The sequence below is a fragment of the Mucilaginibacter sp. genome (assembly GCF_036568825.1).
Lineage (GTDB): Bacteria > Bacteroidota > Bacteroidia > Sphingobacteriales > Sphingobacteriaceae > Mucilaginibacter.
The window spans coordinates 89835-107430 of sequence record NZ_DATCRU010000007.1; the positions used below are offsets into that span (position 1 = coordinate 89835).

General features: G+C 45.0%; 9 protein-coding genes. 1 reads left to right on the forward strand and 8 read right to left on the reverse strand.

The features are described 5' to 3' along the window. Positions 1–4 precede the first annotated feature (4 nt). A complete protein-coding gene (locus VIM89_RS01855) occupies positions 5–2269 on the reverse strand; it encodes an alpha-L-rhamnosidase-related protein (RefSeq protein WP_488154421.1) in 2265 nt (754 codons plus the stop codon). A gap of 21 nt (positions 2270–2290) precedes the next feature. Next, complete coding sequence (locus tag VIM89_RS01860) at positions 2291–3121, reverse strand: phytanoyl-CoA dioxygenase family protein (protein ID WP_488154422.1); 831 nt, start codon at positions 3119–3121, stop codon at positions 2291–2293. Between the two features lie 214 nt (positions 3122–3335). Between VIM89_RS01860 and VIM89_RS01865 the strand changes: the two genes are divergently transcribed. Then, complete coding sequence (locus VIM89_RS01865) at positions 3336–4226, forward strand: AraC family transcriptional regulator (RefSeq protein WP_488154423.1); 891 nt, start codon at positions 3336–3338, stop codon at positions 4224–4226. A 1-nt stretch (position 4227) separates the two neighbouring features. Here the strand turns inward: VIM89_RS01865 and VIM89_RS01870 are convergent, their stop codons facing one another. The 6 genes from VIM89_RS01870 to VIM89_RS01895 all read right to left on the reverse strand — a co-directional run bounded on the left by VIM89_RS01870 (position 4228) and on the right by VIM89_RS01895 (position 17448). Continuing rightward, the gene (locus tag VIM89_RS01870) at positions 4228–5145 is read right to left on the reverse strand and encodes a PorP/SprF family type IX secretion system membrane protein (RefSeq protein ID WP_488154424.1); all 918 of its coding nucleotides are present in this window, start codon (positions 5143–5145) and stop codon (positions 4228–4230) included. A gap of 77 nt (positions 5146–5222) precedes the next feature. Further along, the gene (locus tag VIM89_RS01875) at positions 5223–12797 is read right to left on the reverse strand and encodes a cadherin-like beta sandwich domain-containing protein (protein WP_488154425.1); all 7575 of its coding nucleotides are present in this window, start codon (positions 12795–12797) and stop codon (positions 5223–5225) included. Positions 12798–13283: 486 nt separating this feature from the next. After that, positions 13284–14105, reverse strand: a complete 822-nt coding sequence (locus VIM89_RS01880; protein WP_488154426.1) for a sugar phosphate isomerase/epimerase family protein — start codon at positions 14103–14105, stop codon at positions 13284–13286. A 52-nt stretch (positions 14106–14157) separates the two neighbouring features. Beyond that, complete coding sequence (locus tag VIM89_RS01885; RefSeq protein ID WP_488154427.1) at positions 14158–16314, reverse strand: xanthine dehydrogenase family protein molybdopterin-binding subunit; 2157 nt, start codon at positions 16312–16314, stop codon at positions 14158–14160. Positions 16315–16372: 58 nt separating this feature from the next. After that, a complete protein-coding gene (locus VIM89_RS01890) occupies positions 16373–16981 on the reverse strand; it encodes a hypothetical protein (protein ID WP_488154428.1) in 609 nt (202 codons plus the stop codon). Continuing rightward, the gene (locus VIM89_RS01895) at positions 16978–17448 is read right to left on the reverse strand and encodes a (2Fe-2S)-binding protein (RefSeq protein WP_488154429.1); all 471 of its coding nucleotides are present in this window, start codon (positions 17446–17448) and stop codon (positions 16978–16980) included. The genes VIM89_RS01890 and VIM89_RS01895 overlap by 4 nt, the downstream gene beginning before the upstream one ends. Between the last annotated feature and the right edge of the window lie 148 nt (positions 17449–17596).

A 17596-nucleotide genomic window follows, 5' to 3' on the forward strand; every position in this document is an offset into this window, starting at 1 on the left:
ACTATCAGTTTTTCTTTATCCTGAATGTGTGGCTGCCTGATGGACTATCTACTATGATCCAATTACCTTCGGTAGAGTCGGGCTTTGCACTTTTTCCATCTACCAGCAAGGTGTAATTATCCGATAATTTTGGCAGATATACCTGCGCGGTTGTATTAGCCGGAATAGTTGTATTTAGATTAAAAAAGGCACCTTCATCCTTAGTTAGATCAACCAAAATCTCACCATGAATGCTGGGCAGCTTCATTTTTGCCCATTTCAGATCGCCGGGTTGTGGTTTGATGATGATCTTGCCAAACCCAGGCTCAGCAGGCTGTATTCCCATAATTCTACGCGGAATAATATGTGCCGGCGATGCGCTCCAGGCATGGCTCCAGCTCAAATCCTGCGGATCGTATTTTAAATCCCAGGCCTCGGTAGTCATAGTAGCTCCCATTCGGATCATGTTCAGCCATCCCCGGTCGGAGTCATTTGTCATCAACTCAAGTGCGTAATTGCCCTGTTCTGCATTGTATAAACCTTCCATCAGGTAATTGGCGGCATAAACACCGCAGGCCATCCATTTTGATTTTACATAATTCACTACGCTTTCCTTATACTGATCCGGCACCAAACCAAAAGCAAGCGGAAACAAATTGGCTTGTATGGAGGCATGCCTGCTGCCGATACCATCAAAATAAATTTTGCTTGTCTTGTCGAAAAAGTCTTCATTAAACTTCTTCTTCACCTTTTCAGCCTTGGTTTCAAACATTGAAGCGTCCTCTGGATGATTCGTAGCCCATGCGATTTTGGACATCAACACTAACGCTCTGTAATAGAAAGCATTAACAACCGTATTATAATCCTTGCGCTCGTAGTTATCGGTCTCGCCATTAGGATATATTCCCTGGTCGGCATCCGGCCAGTCGTCAATATCATGAAGCATATCTCCATTATAATGTATGGATTCCAGGAAGCTTTTAGTTTGCAAACCTGTCCGTGTGCTGATTAAACCTTCCGGTGTCTCCAAAGCCATTAAAGTCTTGGCTTTTAAATCGTTATAATAACCCTCGATCAGTTCCTTATTCCCGGTATACAGGTAATCAGACCAAGCCATAAACACGCTGTGATTGATCCATTCGGTGGGCCAGCTTGCATGATAGATCAGGTTTTCTGTACTGTATCGTGCGGTTGCAAAATCACGGTCGATGGCATAATGGCTCATTTGCTGAATGTAGCAATCTGCCTCATACATCATCCGTTCACGCTCGCTGTTGGCATAATCACCATTAAATGTATTAGCAATGGTGGAATATTTGCACATCTCATAGATCTGATTTAAACGATCGTCCGAACAGGAGAATGAAGATGCATTTGGGTTAAACTCTACATATAATGCTTTTTGAATAACCTTATTTATCTTCAGTCCGGGTATCGCCTTAATTTCGGCATATCGAAAAGGAATCACTTCCGGCATCTGCATCGGCATTACCTGGCTATGCGGAAACTGGGGCACAAAACGTGGCAATTCCAATATATAATCATGCATGCCCTTTTTAAGCTTGATCTTGTAGATGCCATACAATATGCCACCGCCTGGTTTGGTATCAATAGAGTCTCCTACCCCCTTTTCGCCTATAGCAACTATCAATGAGTCGGCGCTATATTTCTCTTCATCCCAGGTTAGATTCAGTTCCAGGTAAGCAAAAGCATCTTTCTTGAAATCATAAAAGAAATTACCATTCTTTTGAACAACCGATTTGATTGGGGGAACATCATGAAAATTTACCGGTTCACGGTTTTCAAAGGTCCATGCTATTTTGCCGCCTTCATCACGCAGGTCGATCCACCTGCTTTCTCCCGGCCATTTTCTTGCAAGGTCAAAATCTGAAGTATTAAACCGTTGTATAGCACTCCAGCCTGATTGCTTACCTATTCTGCCCCAGGTGCAAACGCGCCAGTAATATTTTTGGCGGGGCTGGAGTGCTTTACCATTATATTTTATATTAATAGATTGACTTGAACTGATCTTTCCTGAATCCCATAGGTCAGGATGATTTTGCTGCAGAAGTACAGCACTGGTCGCTACCTGAACTTGATAAGCGGTCTGATAATCATCTTTAACACCCGCATTTACAATCCATCCAAAATCAGGTGTTTTATTGGTGATCATGGCCAGTTCGGGATGCGGAAGCAGGTCGCATAGCAAGCCGGTTGGTGTATCTTTTTGAGCGAAAGCATTTAGAGAGATAACGGAAAATAAAAACAGAATCAGGTATTTGTAGTTCATACTTGTCCCGGCAAAAATGAATTATAGTTTACGTTTATTACGATGATATATCAGGGGATTTTGTGCATCATCATTCAATGCATCCCCTACTTTGATGGTTTGCAGGTAATCATCAGGTAAAATATTTGGTGTGCCGTTATACACATTTCCTTCAGGCATATAAGCACAGGTCATCGCCCTGCGGTATCCGCTGGTCATATTAGCATTGGCGCCATGAATGGTTAATCCATTATGAAACGAGCAACTGCCGGCCTTCATTGGTGCTGCAACGGATTGTGATTTGGCCAGATTCGGATAAACCTGGAAAATGCCATCCATATTTTTACCGATACCTGCGTTTTCAAAAGAGGTTTCGGTATGCGAACCTTTTATAAAATACAGACAGCCGTTTTCCAATGTGGCATCGTCCAGCGCTATCCAGATGGAAAGTGCCTTCCGGTCTGAAAATGACCAGAACGGCGTATCCAAATGCCATGAAGTAGGATTGGCCCACGGTGCTTTGAACAAAGCCTGATCATGCCAGATACGAATGCCATCCACCCCGGCAAGATCGGCAGCCATTTTGCCGATGCGCTCATCTGTCATCAATTCCTTTACACCTTCATCCGTTTGCCAGAGATTGAGCAACTGGTCAAACACTTTTCCAAAATAAGCCGCATCTTCATTAATGCCGTCTTCCTCTCCGGTTTTTACCTCTTTACCGGGCATTTTCTGACCATTCCTTTTTTTCACAGCATTCATTACCGTTGCTCGCCAATGTTCCAGTTCATCAGGCGAGAGGAAATCCTCAATAACGATAAAACCATTCTGCCGAAAAAAATTAATCTGATCCTCAGTCACACTGTGATTCATAGGTTATAGTATTTGTTGATGTAGGGGCCTGATTTTAAAAAATTGCCAACCGGAGTTACCAGCTACCGGTTGGCGAGCACTCGATAAAATTTAGATTCCTTATCAAAAATACCCTCTCAAAAAGCGCATAGGTTATCTAAAGCGGGAATGTTTTTATACTTTTTGACATTTTTACTTGTAACTAATTACTTATTTTTAATGTCTTGTTAGGTAAATGCACAACTTTAATAAATATCTTACGCCTTCTGCGGCCGATGAAAAGTGGGGATTTTCCATCACAACCGTTGGCTATTGCAAGATAGACAGTCATCAGGCGTACCCTAACAATAAGGAGCACCCCGCCACCCATGCATTTACCTGGAACAAGGGCAGAATACTTGATGATTATTATTTGGTTTACATTTCTAAAGGCCGGGGCACTTTTGAGTCGTCTGAAACAGACTCACGCATAGTTACGACAGGAACTTGCTTTTTCTTGTTTCCTGGAGTATGGCACAGGTACAAGCCCGACCTGCAATCGGGTTGGGAAGAATATTGGATAGGTTTTAAAGGATTGTATCCCGAACATTTAATGAAGCAAGGCTTTTTTGAGAAAGGAAAACCATTTATCGATATCGGCCTGAATGAAGAGATACAAAAGTTGTTTCATAGGTTGCTCGATAGTGTAAAATCATCCAACCCCGGGTACCAGCAAATTGTGAGTGGTATTACGATGGAAATTTTAGGGCTGATAAATAGTATCACCTTAAATAAAGATTCAGGAAATGATATTACGGGCAGATCAATTACCCGGGCAAAGTTCCGGATGAATGAGTCGATTGAAAATCCGATTGGTATCGATCAATTGCTTGAAGAAATCCCCATGAGCTATTCCAAGTTCAGGCAGGTATTTAAAAAAGCAACAGGCCTCTCCCCTAACCAGTATTATCTGGATATCAGATTAAACAAGGCTAAAGAATTACTCACCTCAACTTCACTTAGCGTAAATGAGATCGCCTACCACACCGGGTTTGAGTCGATCTTCTATTTCTCCAAACTATTCAAAAAGAAGAACGGTGTATCTCCAAAAGATTTCCGTTCATGCAGGCAGTTATTGACTGATTGATTTATAAAGTAGTCTTTTTAAGCAATTTCAGGCTAATACCCAACTCAAAAGTATTGTTGGCATAACTGCTCAGCTGACCGGTATTGTAGGTATAAGTAAATAATAACCCCAGCGTATGATAGTCTATGCCAAAGCCCCATGAAAGGCTATTGTCGCTATGATAAATTCCCTGCAGGTTCAATTGGTAATTATCTTCAAAAGTTGTTCTGTAAAAATTAAAGCCTACATCAAAAACGTTACTGTAGCCCATTATGCCACGATAAGCCACCTTTGGTTCAATACTATAAATACTGTAGTTGTTAGCATAATTTAATTGTATTTTATAGCTCATTGCTGCATAAAATGTCGATGCCTCCACATCTACCGCATCCGCCTGGGTTTGAAAAAATGCTCTTTTAAGATTAGGTAATGAAAATTGTGCATTAAACTTTGGGCTGGTGTATGCGACACCTATATCCCCATCAGCATATACCCCATGGGCGTTAAACTGGGATACTGCTAAATCGCCCTGATCGCCTACAACATCCCCCTCATTGACATGTGCATCGCTAAAACCAATTGATAAACCCAGGCTTAATTTAGACCCCTTATCATTTAAAGGGATGTGATAAGCATAAGTCCCCATTATCCGCGTCCTGCTGATCAATCCTGCATTATCGCCATAAACATTTAAACCCAGCCCAACTTTGTTTCCGGAATTATAATCAGCCGTAAAAGTTGTCAATGTTGGACTGCCGGGCACCCCTATCCACTGTTGATGGTAATCCATATTCAGGTTTAGCTGCGGTTCCATACCCGCCAGGGCCGGGTTTGCCAGGTATTGATTCTGAAAATAGATCGATTGTATGTTAGTCAATTGTGCATGCGCATAATTTCCGCAGAACAGAATTATAGCGGCACAACCGGTCAATCTTCTCATCAGTGCAATCGCCCTATTTTTATTCTTTGTTATATTTTGATTCAGCATTTTGTCATTCAAGGTTTTGTCGTACCTAATTATCGTCTTTTAAGTACTGTGATGTATCCTTTGATCTTTTTATCACCCGGCCCCAGGTCGATTACATAATAATAGGTATCCTCTTTCAGCGGCTGGCCATTGTAGTTTCCATCCCAATCATTGCTGTATCCCTTTTTGGTATACATTATCTTGCCCGAATGGTCAAACACCGTAACTGTATTATTAGGGAACAGATCAATATTCTTGATAAACCAGGTATCATTCTTGCCATCCCCGTTAGGAGTCAGCAGATTATTTGCGATCACGTCATTTTGCGGTACATTCCTGGTAACTACGACTGTGTAGGATACCGTAGTGATACCATCCTGCGCCAGAACATCCACTGTAATTGTATTATCGCCCGGATCTAAATCGATCACCCGGCTTGGCTGGCCGCTGAATGCTACTACGCCATCTACTTTTATGGTAGCATTTGCATCGCTGGTAGTTGGCGTTACAGTGATGGAACTTACGCTATAATCCACACTGGCGGTGTAGCTCAATGTACTGCTTGCAAATACCGGTTTGAGCGTTCCCTGGCTTAAGGTAAGATTACTCAAAGTTGCAACGGTTGTTCCTGCCCTCGCAACTGTAATAGTATAAGTTGTTGATGCGCCACCCGGAGCGGAAACAATTACTGTAATAACATTGGCCCCGACATTTAACGATATTGGTGCAGAAGGCGTACCCGATCCTGTTTGCACACCATTTATAGTAATGGTATTTGTAGGATCGCTTGTTGTAGCTGTTACTGTCAGGCTGGTTGTTGCGTTTGCTACCGCAGATGCATAACCAAAGACAGTGCTCGAAAAATCAGGAGCCAATGAGCCTGAACTGATCGTCAGGTTAGCCAATACTACCGACGTTGCGGGCGTGCGCGATACAGTGATTGTGTAAGTAACCGTAGTGCCATCCTGCGCGGTTACTATAACATTGATTATATTACTACCTACTTGTAGTGGAATAGAGCCTGAGGCACTTCCTGATGCTACAGCAGTTCCGTTTACAGTAATGGTGGAGGTAGGATCAGTAGTCGTCGGGGTTACCGTAACGCTGCTAACTGCATTTGCGACGCTCACTGCATAACTGGTAACAGACGTGTTAAAATTAGGCGCAAGTGTCCCCGAGCTGATGGTCAGGTTACTTAATGTAGCTGTAGATGATGCCGTGCGGGTAACTACTACTATGTAGGTTGTTTTTGTAACGCCATCCTGCGCAGTTACTACTACGGTAACCGTATTCGGACCGATTACCAAAGGTATGCTTCCTGATGCTGAGCCACTTGCTACAGCTACGCCATTGACGGTCACTGTTGATGTCGGATCGGTGGTTGTTGGTGTTACTGTAATACTCGTAGTAGCATTGCTTACCCCTGCTACATAGCTTAAAGTACCGCTTGCAAACACAGGTGTAAGCGACCCTGAGCTTAAATCTAAATTGCTGAGTGATGCTATGGATGATGGCGCCCGGTTAACAATTATAGTATAGGTATCCGTTGTTGTTCCATCCTGTGCGGTAACAACTGTTGTAATAGTATTGGCGCCAACATTAAGATTGATAGCGTTCGAGGCCGTTCCGCTTGTCACTGCAGTACCATTAACGGTTACCGTTGCTGTGGCATCCGTTGTGGTTGGGGTAACGGTAATGCTGGTAACCGTATTGTCAACATCCGTAACGTAACTGGTGGTGCCGCTGGTAAAGGCCGGAACCAGTGTCCCCGAACTTATGGTCAGATCACTCAATGTGGCTATTGATGACGCAGCCCGGTTAACAGTAACCGTATATACGCTTGAAGTAACACCATCCTGGGCAGTAACTATTACAGTAATCGTGTTTGGGCCTATAACTAACGGTATCGAACCCGATGCGGTCCCGCTTACAACCGGGGTTCCGTTCACTGTCACCGCAGCTGTCGGATCGGTTGTTGTAGGCGTTACGGTAATACTTGTTGTTGCGTTAGTGACATCTGCTGTGTAGGCAGTAACTGCACCGTTAAAAGTTGGTGTTAGGGTTCCTGAACTGAGGGTCAGATTAGATAAAGTAGCCGTTGATGATTGCGAACGGTTGACTGTTACCAGGTAAGTATCCGTTGTAATCCCATCCTGAGCAGTAACCAAAACGGTTATTAAGTTTGGACCAACGATCAATGGTATCGACCCAGATGCGGTTCCTGAAGGAACCGGGGTACCATTCACCAATATTGTTGAGGTCGGATCGGTAGCAGTTGGCGTTAAAGTAATACTCGATACCGAGTTAGGAACTATCGCTGTATAGATATTGGTGCCGCTTGCAAACGTTGGATTAAGGGTTCCTGAGCTTAAGATCAGGTTGGATAACGTCGCTGAAGACGAAGGCGCACGGGTAACTACAATAGTATAAGTATCAGTCGTTGTTCCATCCTGGGCGGTTACAATTGTGGTAATTGTATTCGTCCCCACGTTTAATCCTATGGCACCTGATGCAGTACCGCTTGTTACGAGCACTCCATTTACAGTTACCGTGGCATTCGGATTATTGGTAGTTGGTGTAACTGTGATACTCGTAGTCGCATTGGGTACGATGGCTGTATAATTGGTAATACCGCTCAAGAAAATAGGAAGCAATGTTCCGCTGCTAATTGTCAGGTTTGATAATGTGGCATCAGCAGACGGTCCGCGGGTAACATTTATTGAATAGGTTGTTGTTGTTAACCCATCCTGGGCGGTGACTAATACATTGATCGTATTAGGCCCGACATTCAATGGGATCGGCCCGGATGCGCTTCCCGATGTAACCGGCACCCCATTTACTGTAACAGTTGCTGTGGGGTCTGTTGTAGTTGGAGTAACGGTTATACTTGTCGTTGCATTCGTAACGCTGGCCACGTAGCTCAATGTCGAACTGCTAAATGCAGGTGTAAGTGTACCGGAACTAATTGTTAAATTGCTTAAGGTGACTATAGACGAAGGCGCCCTTGATACAGAAATAGTATAGGTATCAGTTGTCGTTCCGTCTTGTGCGGTAACCACAACAGTGATTGTGTTTGTGCCAACATTTAAAGCTATTGATCCTGATGCACTACCTGATGCCACCGCCGTACCATTAACCGTTATGGTCGAGGTAGGATCATTAGCTGTCGGTGTTACCGTAATACTGGTTGTTGTGTTGGCAACGCTGGCAGCGTAACTAACAGTTCCACTGGCAAATGCAGGCGCCAGTGTTCCGGCACTAATAGTCAAATTAGACAATGTCGCATCCGATGAGGCAGCACGGGTTACTACAATGGTATAAGTAGTTGTGGTTGTACCATCCTGCGCGGTTACTACAGTTGTAATTGTATTGGCTCCGACATTTAAAGTAATTGCCCCCGAAGCTGTTCCGCTTGTTACAGCTGTACCATTTACTGTTACTGTCGATGTTGGATCATTCACAGTTGGCGTTACTGTAATACTTGTAATCGCATTGCCTACGCTGGCAGTATAGCTGATCGTTCCACTTGCAAATCCTGGTGTTAAAGTTCCTGAGCTGATGGTCAGATTAGATAACGTTGCATCAGATGATGGCGCACGGGTTACTACGACTGTATAAGTGCCTGTTGTCGTGCCATCCTGCGCGGTTACTACCACTGTGATGGTATTCGCACCAACGTTCAGGCTGATCAGTCCTGAAGCATTTCCGCTTGCCACCGCTGTACCGTTAACGGTGACTGTTGATGTCGGATCATTAGTTGTAGGCGTAACCGTGATAGTTGTTGTTCCATTAGTTACACTCGCTGTATAACTGATCGTTCCGCTGGCGAAAGCCGGAGTCAGCGTGCCTGAACTTAGCACCAGGTTAGACAATGTCGCATCCGATGACGGTGCGCGTGTGACAACTACCGTATAAGTATTGGTCGTCGTTCCATCCTGTGCAGTGACTACTGTTGTTATTGTATTCGGACCAACATTTAAGGTGATCGGTCCTGACGCGTTTCCGCTTGTAACCGCAGTACCATTTACGGTGACTGTCGAGGTGGGATCAGTTGTAGTCGGGGTTACTGTAATACTTGTTGTCGCGTTGGCTACTGAAGCGGTGTAATTGTTGGTCGCGCTGTCGAATGCAGGGTTTAATGTTCCTGAACTCAAAGTCAGGTTCGATAATGTCGCTACGGTCGAAGAAGCACGCCCTACATTAATTGTATAAGTATTAGTCGTTCCGTCCTGTGCAGTAACTACGATGGTAACTATATTCTGACCAAGAGATATCGGGCCGACAAGCAAAATCAAAGGTAACGATGTTCCTCCAGAGGCTACCGCAACCCCGTTTACTGTTATTGTAGCATTCGGGTCATTAGCAGTAGGTGATACAGTAATTGAGGCAATGAGATTAGCCACATTGTCTGTGTAAGAGGTAACTGTACTTGAAAAAGCAGGTGTTAGCGTTCCTGCGCTAATGGTCAGGTTACTCAATGTCGCATCTGATGAACCAGCACGGGTTACTACAGTTGTATAGGTATTTGTCGTAGTTCCATCCTGTGCAGTGACCACTGTTGTGATCGTATTCGCGCCGACATTTAGAGTGATAGGGCCTGATGCATTACCGCTGGTTACCGCCGTACCATTCACCGTTACTGTCGAATTAACATCTGATGTAGTTGGGGTTACGGTGATGCTTGTTGTCGCATTACTTACAGAAGCTGTGTAGTTGTTGGTTGCACTGTCAAATGCAGGAGTCAATGTTCCGGTACTTAAAGCAAGATTAGATAACGTCGCTACTGACGATCCCGCACGGGTTACAGTGAGCGTATAGGTGGTTTGAGTGGTCCCGTCCTGAGCGGTCACTACAATGGTGACCGGATTCACACCTACCGTCAAACCACTGACGGTGGACGGGTTTCCGCTTGTTGCAGGTGATCCATTCACAGTCACACTGGCATTTACATCCGTTGTCGTCGGGGTGACAGTGATGCTTGTTGTTGCATTGCCTATACTGGCTGCATATGTCTGGTTGCCACTCGTAAATCCGGGTGTTAATGCTCCGGCACTGGTAGTCAGGTTCGATAATGTTGCTACTGCTGATGCTGCCCTGGTTACATTGAGTGTATAGGTAGTTTGAGTTGTTCCATCCTGAGCAGTGACTACTATTGTAACCGGGTTCACACCTACCGTCAAACCACTAACTGTAGACGGATTTCCGCTTGTCGCAGGTGAGCCATTCACGGTCACGCTGGCATTCACATCCGTCGTTGTCGGGGTGACCGTAATACTTGTTGTTGCATTGCCTATACTGGCTGCATATATCTGGTTGCCACTCGTAAACCCGGGTGTTAATGCACCGGCGCTGGTCGTCAGGTTCGATAATGTTGCTACTGCTGATGCTGCCCTGGTTACATTGAGCGTATAGGTAGTTTGAGTCGTACCATCTTGCGCGGTTACTACGATGGTAACCGGGTTCACACCTACCGTCAAACCACTAACGGTGGACGGGTTTCCGCTTGTCGCAGGTGAGCCATTTACGGTCACACTTGCATTCACATCCGTTGTTGTCGGGGTGACAGTGATGCTTGTTGTTGCATTGCCTATACTGGCTGCATATGTCTGGTTGCCACTCGTAAATCCGGGTGTTAATGCTCCGGCACTGGTAGTCAGGTTCGATAATGTTGCTACTGCTGATCCCGCACGGGTTACATTTAGCGTATAGGTAGTTTGAGTTGTACCATCCTGAGCGGTGACTACGATGGTAACCGGGTTCACACCTACCGTCAAACCACTAACGGTGGACGGGTTTCCGCTTGTCGCAGGTGATCCATTCACAGTCACGCTTGCATTAACATCAGTCGTTGTCGGGGTGACGGTAATGCTGGTTGTTGCGTTCCCCACACTAGCTGCGTAAGTCTGGTTTCCGCTTGTAAAGCCTGGTGTCAATGCCCCTGCACTGGTTGTTAAGTTACTTAAGGTTGCTACTGCTGATCCCGCGCGGGTTACATTGAGCGTATAAGTAGTTTGAGTTGTTCCATCCTGAGCGGTAACCACTATCGTCACCGGGTTCACACCTACCGTCAAACCACTAATTGTGGACGGGTTTCCGCTTGTTGCCGGTGAGCCATTTACGGTCACGCTGGCATTAACATCCGCCGTTGTCGGTGTTACGGTGATGCTGGTTGTCGCATTGCCCACACTGGCTGCATAGGTCTGGTTCCCGCTCGTAAACCCTGGTGTCAATGCACCGGCACTGGTCGTCAGGTTACTTAAAGTTGCTACTGCAGATCCTGCACGGGTTACATTTAGCGTGTAGGTGGTTTGAGTTGTACCATCCTGTGCTGTTACTACTATAGTAACCGGGTTCACACCTACTGTCAAACCACTGACTGTAGACGGGTTTCCGCTTATGGCTGGTGCTCCATTCACGGTTACGCTTGCAGTTCCATCCGTCACTGTTGGGGTGACGGTAATACTTGTTGTTGCATTGCCAACACTTGCTGCATAAGTCTGGTTAGCACTCGTAAAACCGGGTGTTAATGCACCGGCGCTGGTGGTCAGGTTCGATAAGGATGATACTGTTGATGCTGCACGGGTTACATTGAGCGTATAAGTAGTCTGAGTGGTTCCATCCTGTGCGGTAACTACTATAATGACCGGGTTCACACCTACTGTCAAGCCACTGATTGTAGACGGGTTTCCGCTTGTTGCCGGCGAGCCATTCACGGTTACAGTTGCAGTTCCATCCGTCACTGTTGGAGTGACGGTGATGCTGGTTGTTGCATTGCCTACACTGGCTGCATAAGTGAGGTTGCCGCTCGTAAATCCGGGCGTTAATGCCCCGGCGCTGGTCGTCAGGTTCGATAAGGACGATACTGTTGATGCTGCTTGAGTTACATTTATCGTGTAACTGATTTGGGTTGTCCCGTCCTGTGCTGTTACTACTATGGTGACCGGGTTTACACCCACTATCAAACCACTAACTGTGAATGGGTTTCCGCTTGTCGCAGGTGAACCATTGACAGTTACGGTTGCGTTCCCATCTGTTGTCGTCGGGGTTACGGTAATGCTTGTTGTCCCATTACCTACGCTTGCTGCATAGGTCTGATTGCCGCTTGTAAATCCTGGTGTCAATGCCCCGGCACTGGTGGTCAGGTTGGATAAAGAAGCATCTGTCGATGCCGCCGCTCGTGTTACGGTAATAGTGTAAGGATCTGTAGTTACACCATCCTGGGCTGTTACTAAAATATTGATCGTATTGGAGCCAACATTTAGGCTAACCGGCGTTGATGGGCTTAAGCCGTTTACAGTTACCGTTGCATTTACATCATTGGTGGTTGGAGTTACTGTAATACTATTGGTCGTAAAACCTACATTCGCTGTATAACTGTTTAAACCACTATTAAAGGTTTCATTCAGTGAGCCCGGGGTAATCGTGAGATTGGATAAGGTAGCATCTGTCTGCGCAAAAACATTCGTGGCTGACACCATCAATGATGCGAAGACCAATATCACCAAAAAAGTCTTTGCCCACAGGCGATTAATCTCACTCTTACAAGCAATTACCGTTCGGTTTTCTTTCCCTGTGACTTTGCTTTTTGGTGATATAGTGTATAATCCAAGTATAAGTTTATCCATTTGCTTCGACTAAAATTCCATCCGGAAGGCCACCGCTCTCCGAAAAACAACTATTATTCTGCTATTGCCGGTTAAAAAACTGCCCGGGAATAACCATCCCCTCAATTGGCCACATAGGAAGTAAAGATGGTTTAAAGATAATTATAATCTTTAAAAGAAAGATTATTGAAACAGAAGGAGATAGAAAATTTCATTAAAGCTAATCTTTCAATATCTGTTGAATACGAAAAATGAGACTATAAGCAGGGAAAAGAATAAGATCGTTATAAAAACTTCTATGAATTGTTCATTCGTAGCATCCCCTCCAAAAACCGCTTTGAACGATTCCCTGAGTTTTTGAACAATAAGTTTTGGATGCAGATCTTTCACAATCCCTTATACGTGAGGGAGTTATAAGAAAGTTACATTTCCATCAATTCAAGTATTTGAAAATGAGATAATTAACAGGTTAACAGCTAAAAACAGCTGCAATATAAACCTGTTTTCTCACGAATAACGCTCCTTTAGCAGTTGCATCATAAATACATTTATATCCCATTGATTGGCAATCGGCTCACCCGTTACGGGCAAATGAACCATGTACGGATGCGGCCCGAATTCAGGCGAAATCGTTACCAAATTATCTCCTTCCTGGTTACTGATTCTGTGGACAACCTTATCCCACCACTGCAAATGATGGTTCAATGCTTCCTGCCATTCCGGTACGCGGGGATCTGCTACCTGCGGACCTTCAGGATATCCTACACGGGCATGCAAATGTCCCGCTCTTTCCAATGCCAGTTCAACAGCTTCGGGTTGATTTTCAAGAAATGATTCGGCCACATTCACCCAATGAGATATGTCGAGAGTCAATTTTAAGTTAGGCAGTTTTTGCAGGTATTCTTTAGTTATGTGAGCAGCGAAAGTAAACTTTGCCCTGTGAGTTTCATGGTACACAGGTATGCCTGTCCTATCGGCATAGGCAGCAGCTACATCGATCAGTTTCTTATTTTGTTCAAAGGTGAAAAAATCTTTGCCGGTTTGTGAGTTGATCTTTATCCAGTTAAAGGGTTCGATTTTCCTGAACCACGCAGCGAAATTATCAGCATGAACATCGATATCGAGATCACTTGTCTCATAGTGCTGGGCAATGACCAATAAACCTGCTTGTTCAGCCTTTCTGCATACCATTTCGAGCTCGCTTGCGGGTGTACTATTAGCTATTCCGTATTCGATGCCATCATATCCGGCATCTTTTACTTTTGAGAGAAAATCATCCCAAGACAATCCCGTACTTCCCCAGCGCGGACAAAAGAATTTTATGTTCATTCGGTTTTTATAGATTGATGAAGCGCAAGTTCAAGATAAATAATGAAATAAGCTAAACCGCATTCATATTAAATGGCAGTTTGCGGATACGCTTTCCGGTCAGGTCAAAAATAGCGTCAGTCAGCGCCGGAGTGAATGGCGGAAGCCCCGGTTCTCCAACGCCCCCGGCATCTTCATTATTATCCATCACATATACATCCACTACAGGCACATCACTCATCCGCGGCATCTGGTAGGCGTAAAAATTTCTCTGTTCAGCTAAGCCATCTTTAAAGGTGATCTCATGCGTTGTTGCGGCCCCCAAAGCCATTACCACCGAGCCTTCTACCTGCGCCTTGATAATATCAGGATTAACATACCAGCCACAATCCATCACTGCCCATACATGATCGATCTTAATACCTCCGTTACTTTTTCTTGAAACTTTCACTACCTGGCCTACGGTGCTGCTAAAGCACTCAGTAATTGCCACACCATACCCTTCGTTTTTACCACGGTTTTTCCATCCGGATACCTCTTCCATCTTATCGATCAGGCGCTGACAGCGTTCATCTTTTAAATATTCACGGCGAAAATCAAGCTGATCCTTTCCTGCCAATGCGGCCATTTCGTTCATAAAACTTTCATAAGCAAACCCATTGGTAGAGGCATAAACCGAGCGCCACCACATGTTAGGCAACGGCATTTCATAAGGCACATCAGCAAAGCTGATATTCTTAATACTATCAAAATAAGGCTTTAAAAAACCTTCAGAGGCGCTGTCATTTGCTTTATCCCGTTTGTCGCTTTGCCAATGACCGATATTCTGCCCGGCCATTTTAAATTTCAAAGCGGTGACCTGTCCATTTTCAATAGCGCCTTGTCCGCGATAAGATATCCCTGCACGATAAGGCCCCTGGGTCATATCATCCTCGCGGGTCCAAACTACCTGCACGGGTGCACCGATCTCTTTTGAGATCATTACAGCTTCATGTGGGTAATCCATAAAAGCTTTCCTGCCAAAACCACCACCGAGAAAGGTCATATTGACGATCACATTTTCCTGCGGAATCTTGAGCCTGCCGCTGATGTCTGCCTGTATCCAATCTGGCGCTTGTATAGGCCCCCATATCTCTACCTTATCTCCCTGGTAATGTGCAACGCAATTTAAAGGCTCCATTGCAGCATGTGCCTGGTAGGGTGTCTGATAGATCGCATCAAGTGTCTTTGTACTCTGCTTCAAGGCCGCATCGGGGTCACCTTGTTTTTTCGCGAACAATCCTTCGCTGGTTTTAAGTAATTCTTCATGCTTTTTATAGATATCAGACGTATTCACATGCTCAAAACCGCTATCGTCCCATTCTACTTTCAATGCTTTCTTTCCTTCTATAGCTGCCCATGTAGAATTGGCCACCACTGCAACACCTTCGCGAGCGGTATTAAAAACCGCCATCTGCACTTTAAAGACTTTTTGTACGCCAGGAACCTTCTTCGCAGCTGTATCATCAAAGCTCTTTATTTTGCCGCGCTGCCTTGGACTTCTTTCAACTGCAGCATAAAGCATTCCGGGCAACTTCTTATCTAAACCGAATATGGCTGTACCATTAGTTTTTAATGGTGTATCCTTGCGGTTCAGCGGTTTGCGGATCAATTTATATTCTGATACTTTTTTAAGCTGAACATCTTTGGGTGCTTCCAATTTTGATGCGTCAGTAACGAGTTCGCCATAATGAAATTTTTTACCTGATGGTTTGTGGATCACATTACCAGATTCTGCGTAACATTCCGATGCCGGAACGCCCCATTTGGCAGCAGCAGCAGCAATAAGCATCTCGCGCGCTGTCGCACTAAGCTGTAATAACTTTTTGTATGAGCCGCGTATAGTAGAGCTTCCGCCTGTAATCTGGCTTCCGTATTTTTTATTATCGCCCTGGGCAAAAATGATGTTGATGTCTTTCATATCCACCTCCAGCTCCTCAGCAATAATCTGGGGTACTGACTGATATGATCCCTGCCCCATCTCGGCCCGATGATCAGTAATGGTCACTTTGCCGTCGGTATCGATATTGATCCATGCATTCATCTGGATTCCCGACTTTTCTGCATCCGCCGCATGAATAAGCTGATCTTCTTTGGCACTTGCTGAAGAATAAAAACCTAAACAAAGCGCAGTTCCGGCCAGACCGGAAACCCTGAGAAAATTTCTTCTTGATATTGCGTTAGTTTCCATTTTTCGAAGCTATTTGTGGGAGGTCAATCCCGGTTCTCAAGCAATTTCTTATATCCTTTTATTTCACTTTAGCACTTGGCACATAAGCACCCTTCGCAATCCATAAACGCGTTTGTGTTACCAGGGCGGCCCTTGTCATTGGTGGCAAGGTACGTCCCTCGCCGGGATGCCATGCCCAACCCACCAGGCCGTCATTAGTTATATGATCAAGTATCTGTGCTTTAGTGCGGCCACCATTCTGTTTAGGGTCAAGCAGTTGTATTGCCAGTTGACGCGGGGTACGTCCCTGGAACACCATCCGCATAGTTGGTGGAGGGAGCGCCCATTTAGGGTTCCCCGGGGGTAAATGCACACCCGGATCATTTTCAGCCTGGTGGCAATTACTGCAGCGCATTGAATAAACGCCATGTCCATCAACTCCCCTTTTTACATTCATGGTATGGATATGACTGTCGTCACCCTGTAAAGGCTGATCACCTGCCGGATGGCAGTTCATGCATCGCGGACTCATCAGCACTTTATAAACAGCCATAAATGCCTTCACAGAGCCTACGCTATCTTTCATCCCTATCATATTGTTCTTTTTCCTTGCAGGTTCTGTCTTGAAGGATAATGCTACGACGCTTGTGATCGCCAGTATTATGCTCAAAAAGATCAGTTTCTTCATGACTTGGCTCCCTCCTTTGCCAAATCCGCAGCCCTGTGAATAGCTGCCCTGATACGCTGATAGGTACCGCAACGACAGATATTGCCTGACATTGCATCGTCAATATCCTGATCGGTCGGATTGGGGTTTTCACGCAACAGCACCGCTGCAGACATCAATTGCCCGGATTGGCAATAACCGCATTGCGGCACGTTCATCTCGTTCCATGCCAGTTGTAAAGGGTGGTTGTTGTTAGCAGAAAGCCCTTCAATCGTAACAATCTGCTGACCGGCCGCACGGCTTAATTTAGTACAGCAGGAACGTATGGACTCGCCATTAAGGTGTATCGTGCAGGCACCGCATTGTGCTGCCCCGCAACCATATTTTGTACCTGTAAGACCAAGTATATCCCTGATGGCCCATAACAGGGGCATATTGGGGTCGGCGTCTATATCGTGCCGCTGCCCGTTTACTGTGACGGTAATCATAAGTTATGTATTGGTTTGAACTGTATCTATTGTTAATATAAAGTTCAGAAAATTTATGCGTTTATAGCTAATAAAAATCAAACAAAAGTTAAGGGTCTCAAACAAATTACATGAAACCAATTGACTATTTAAGAAAAAAGGAATCGTG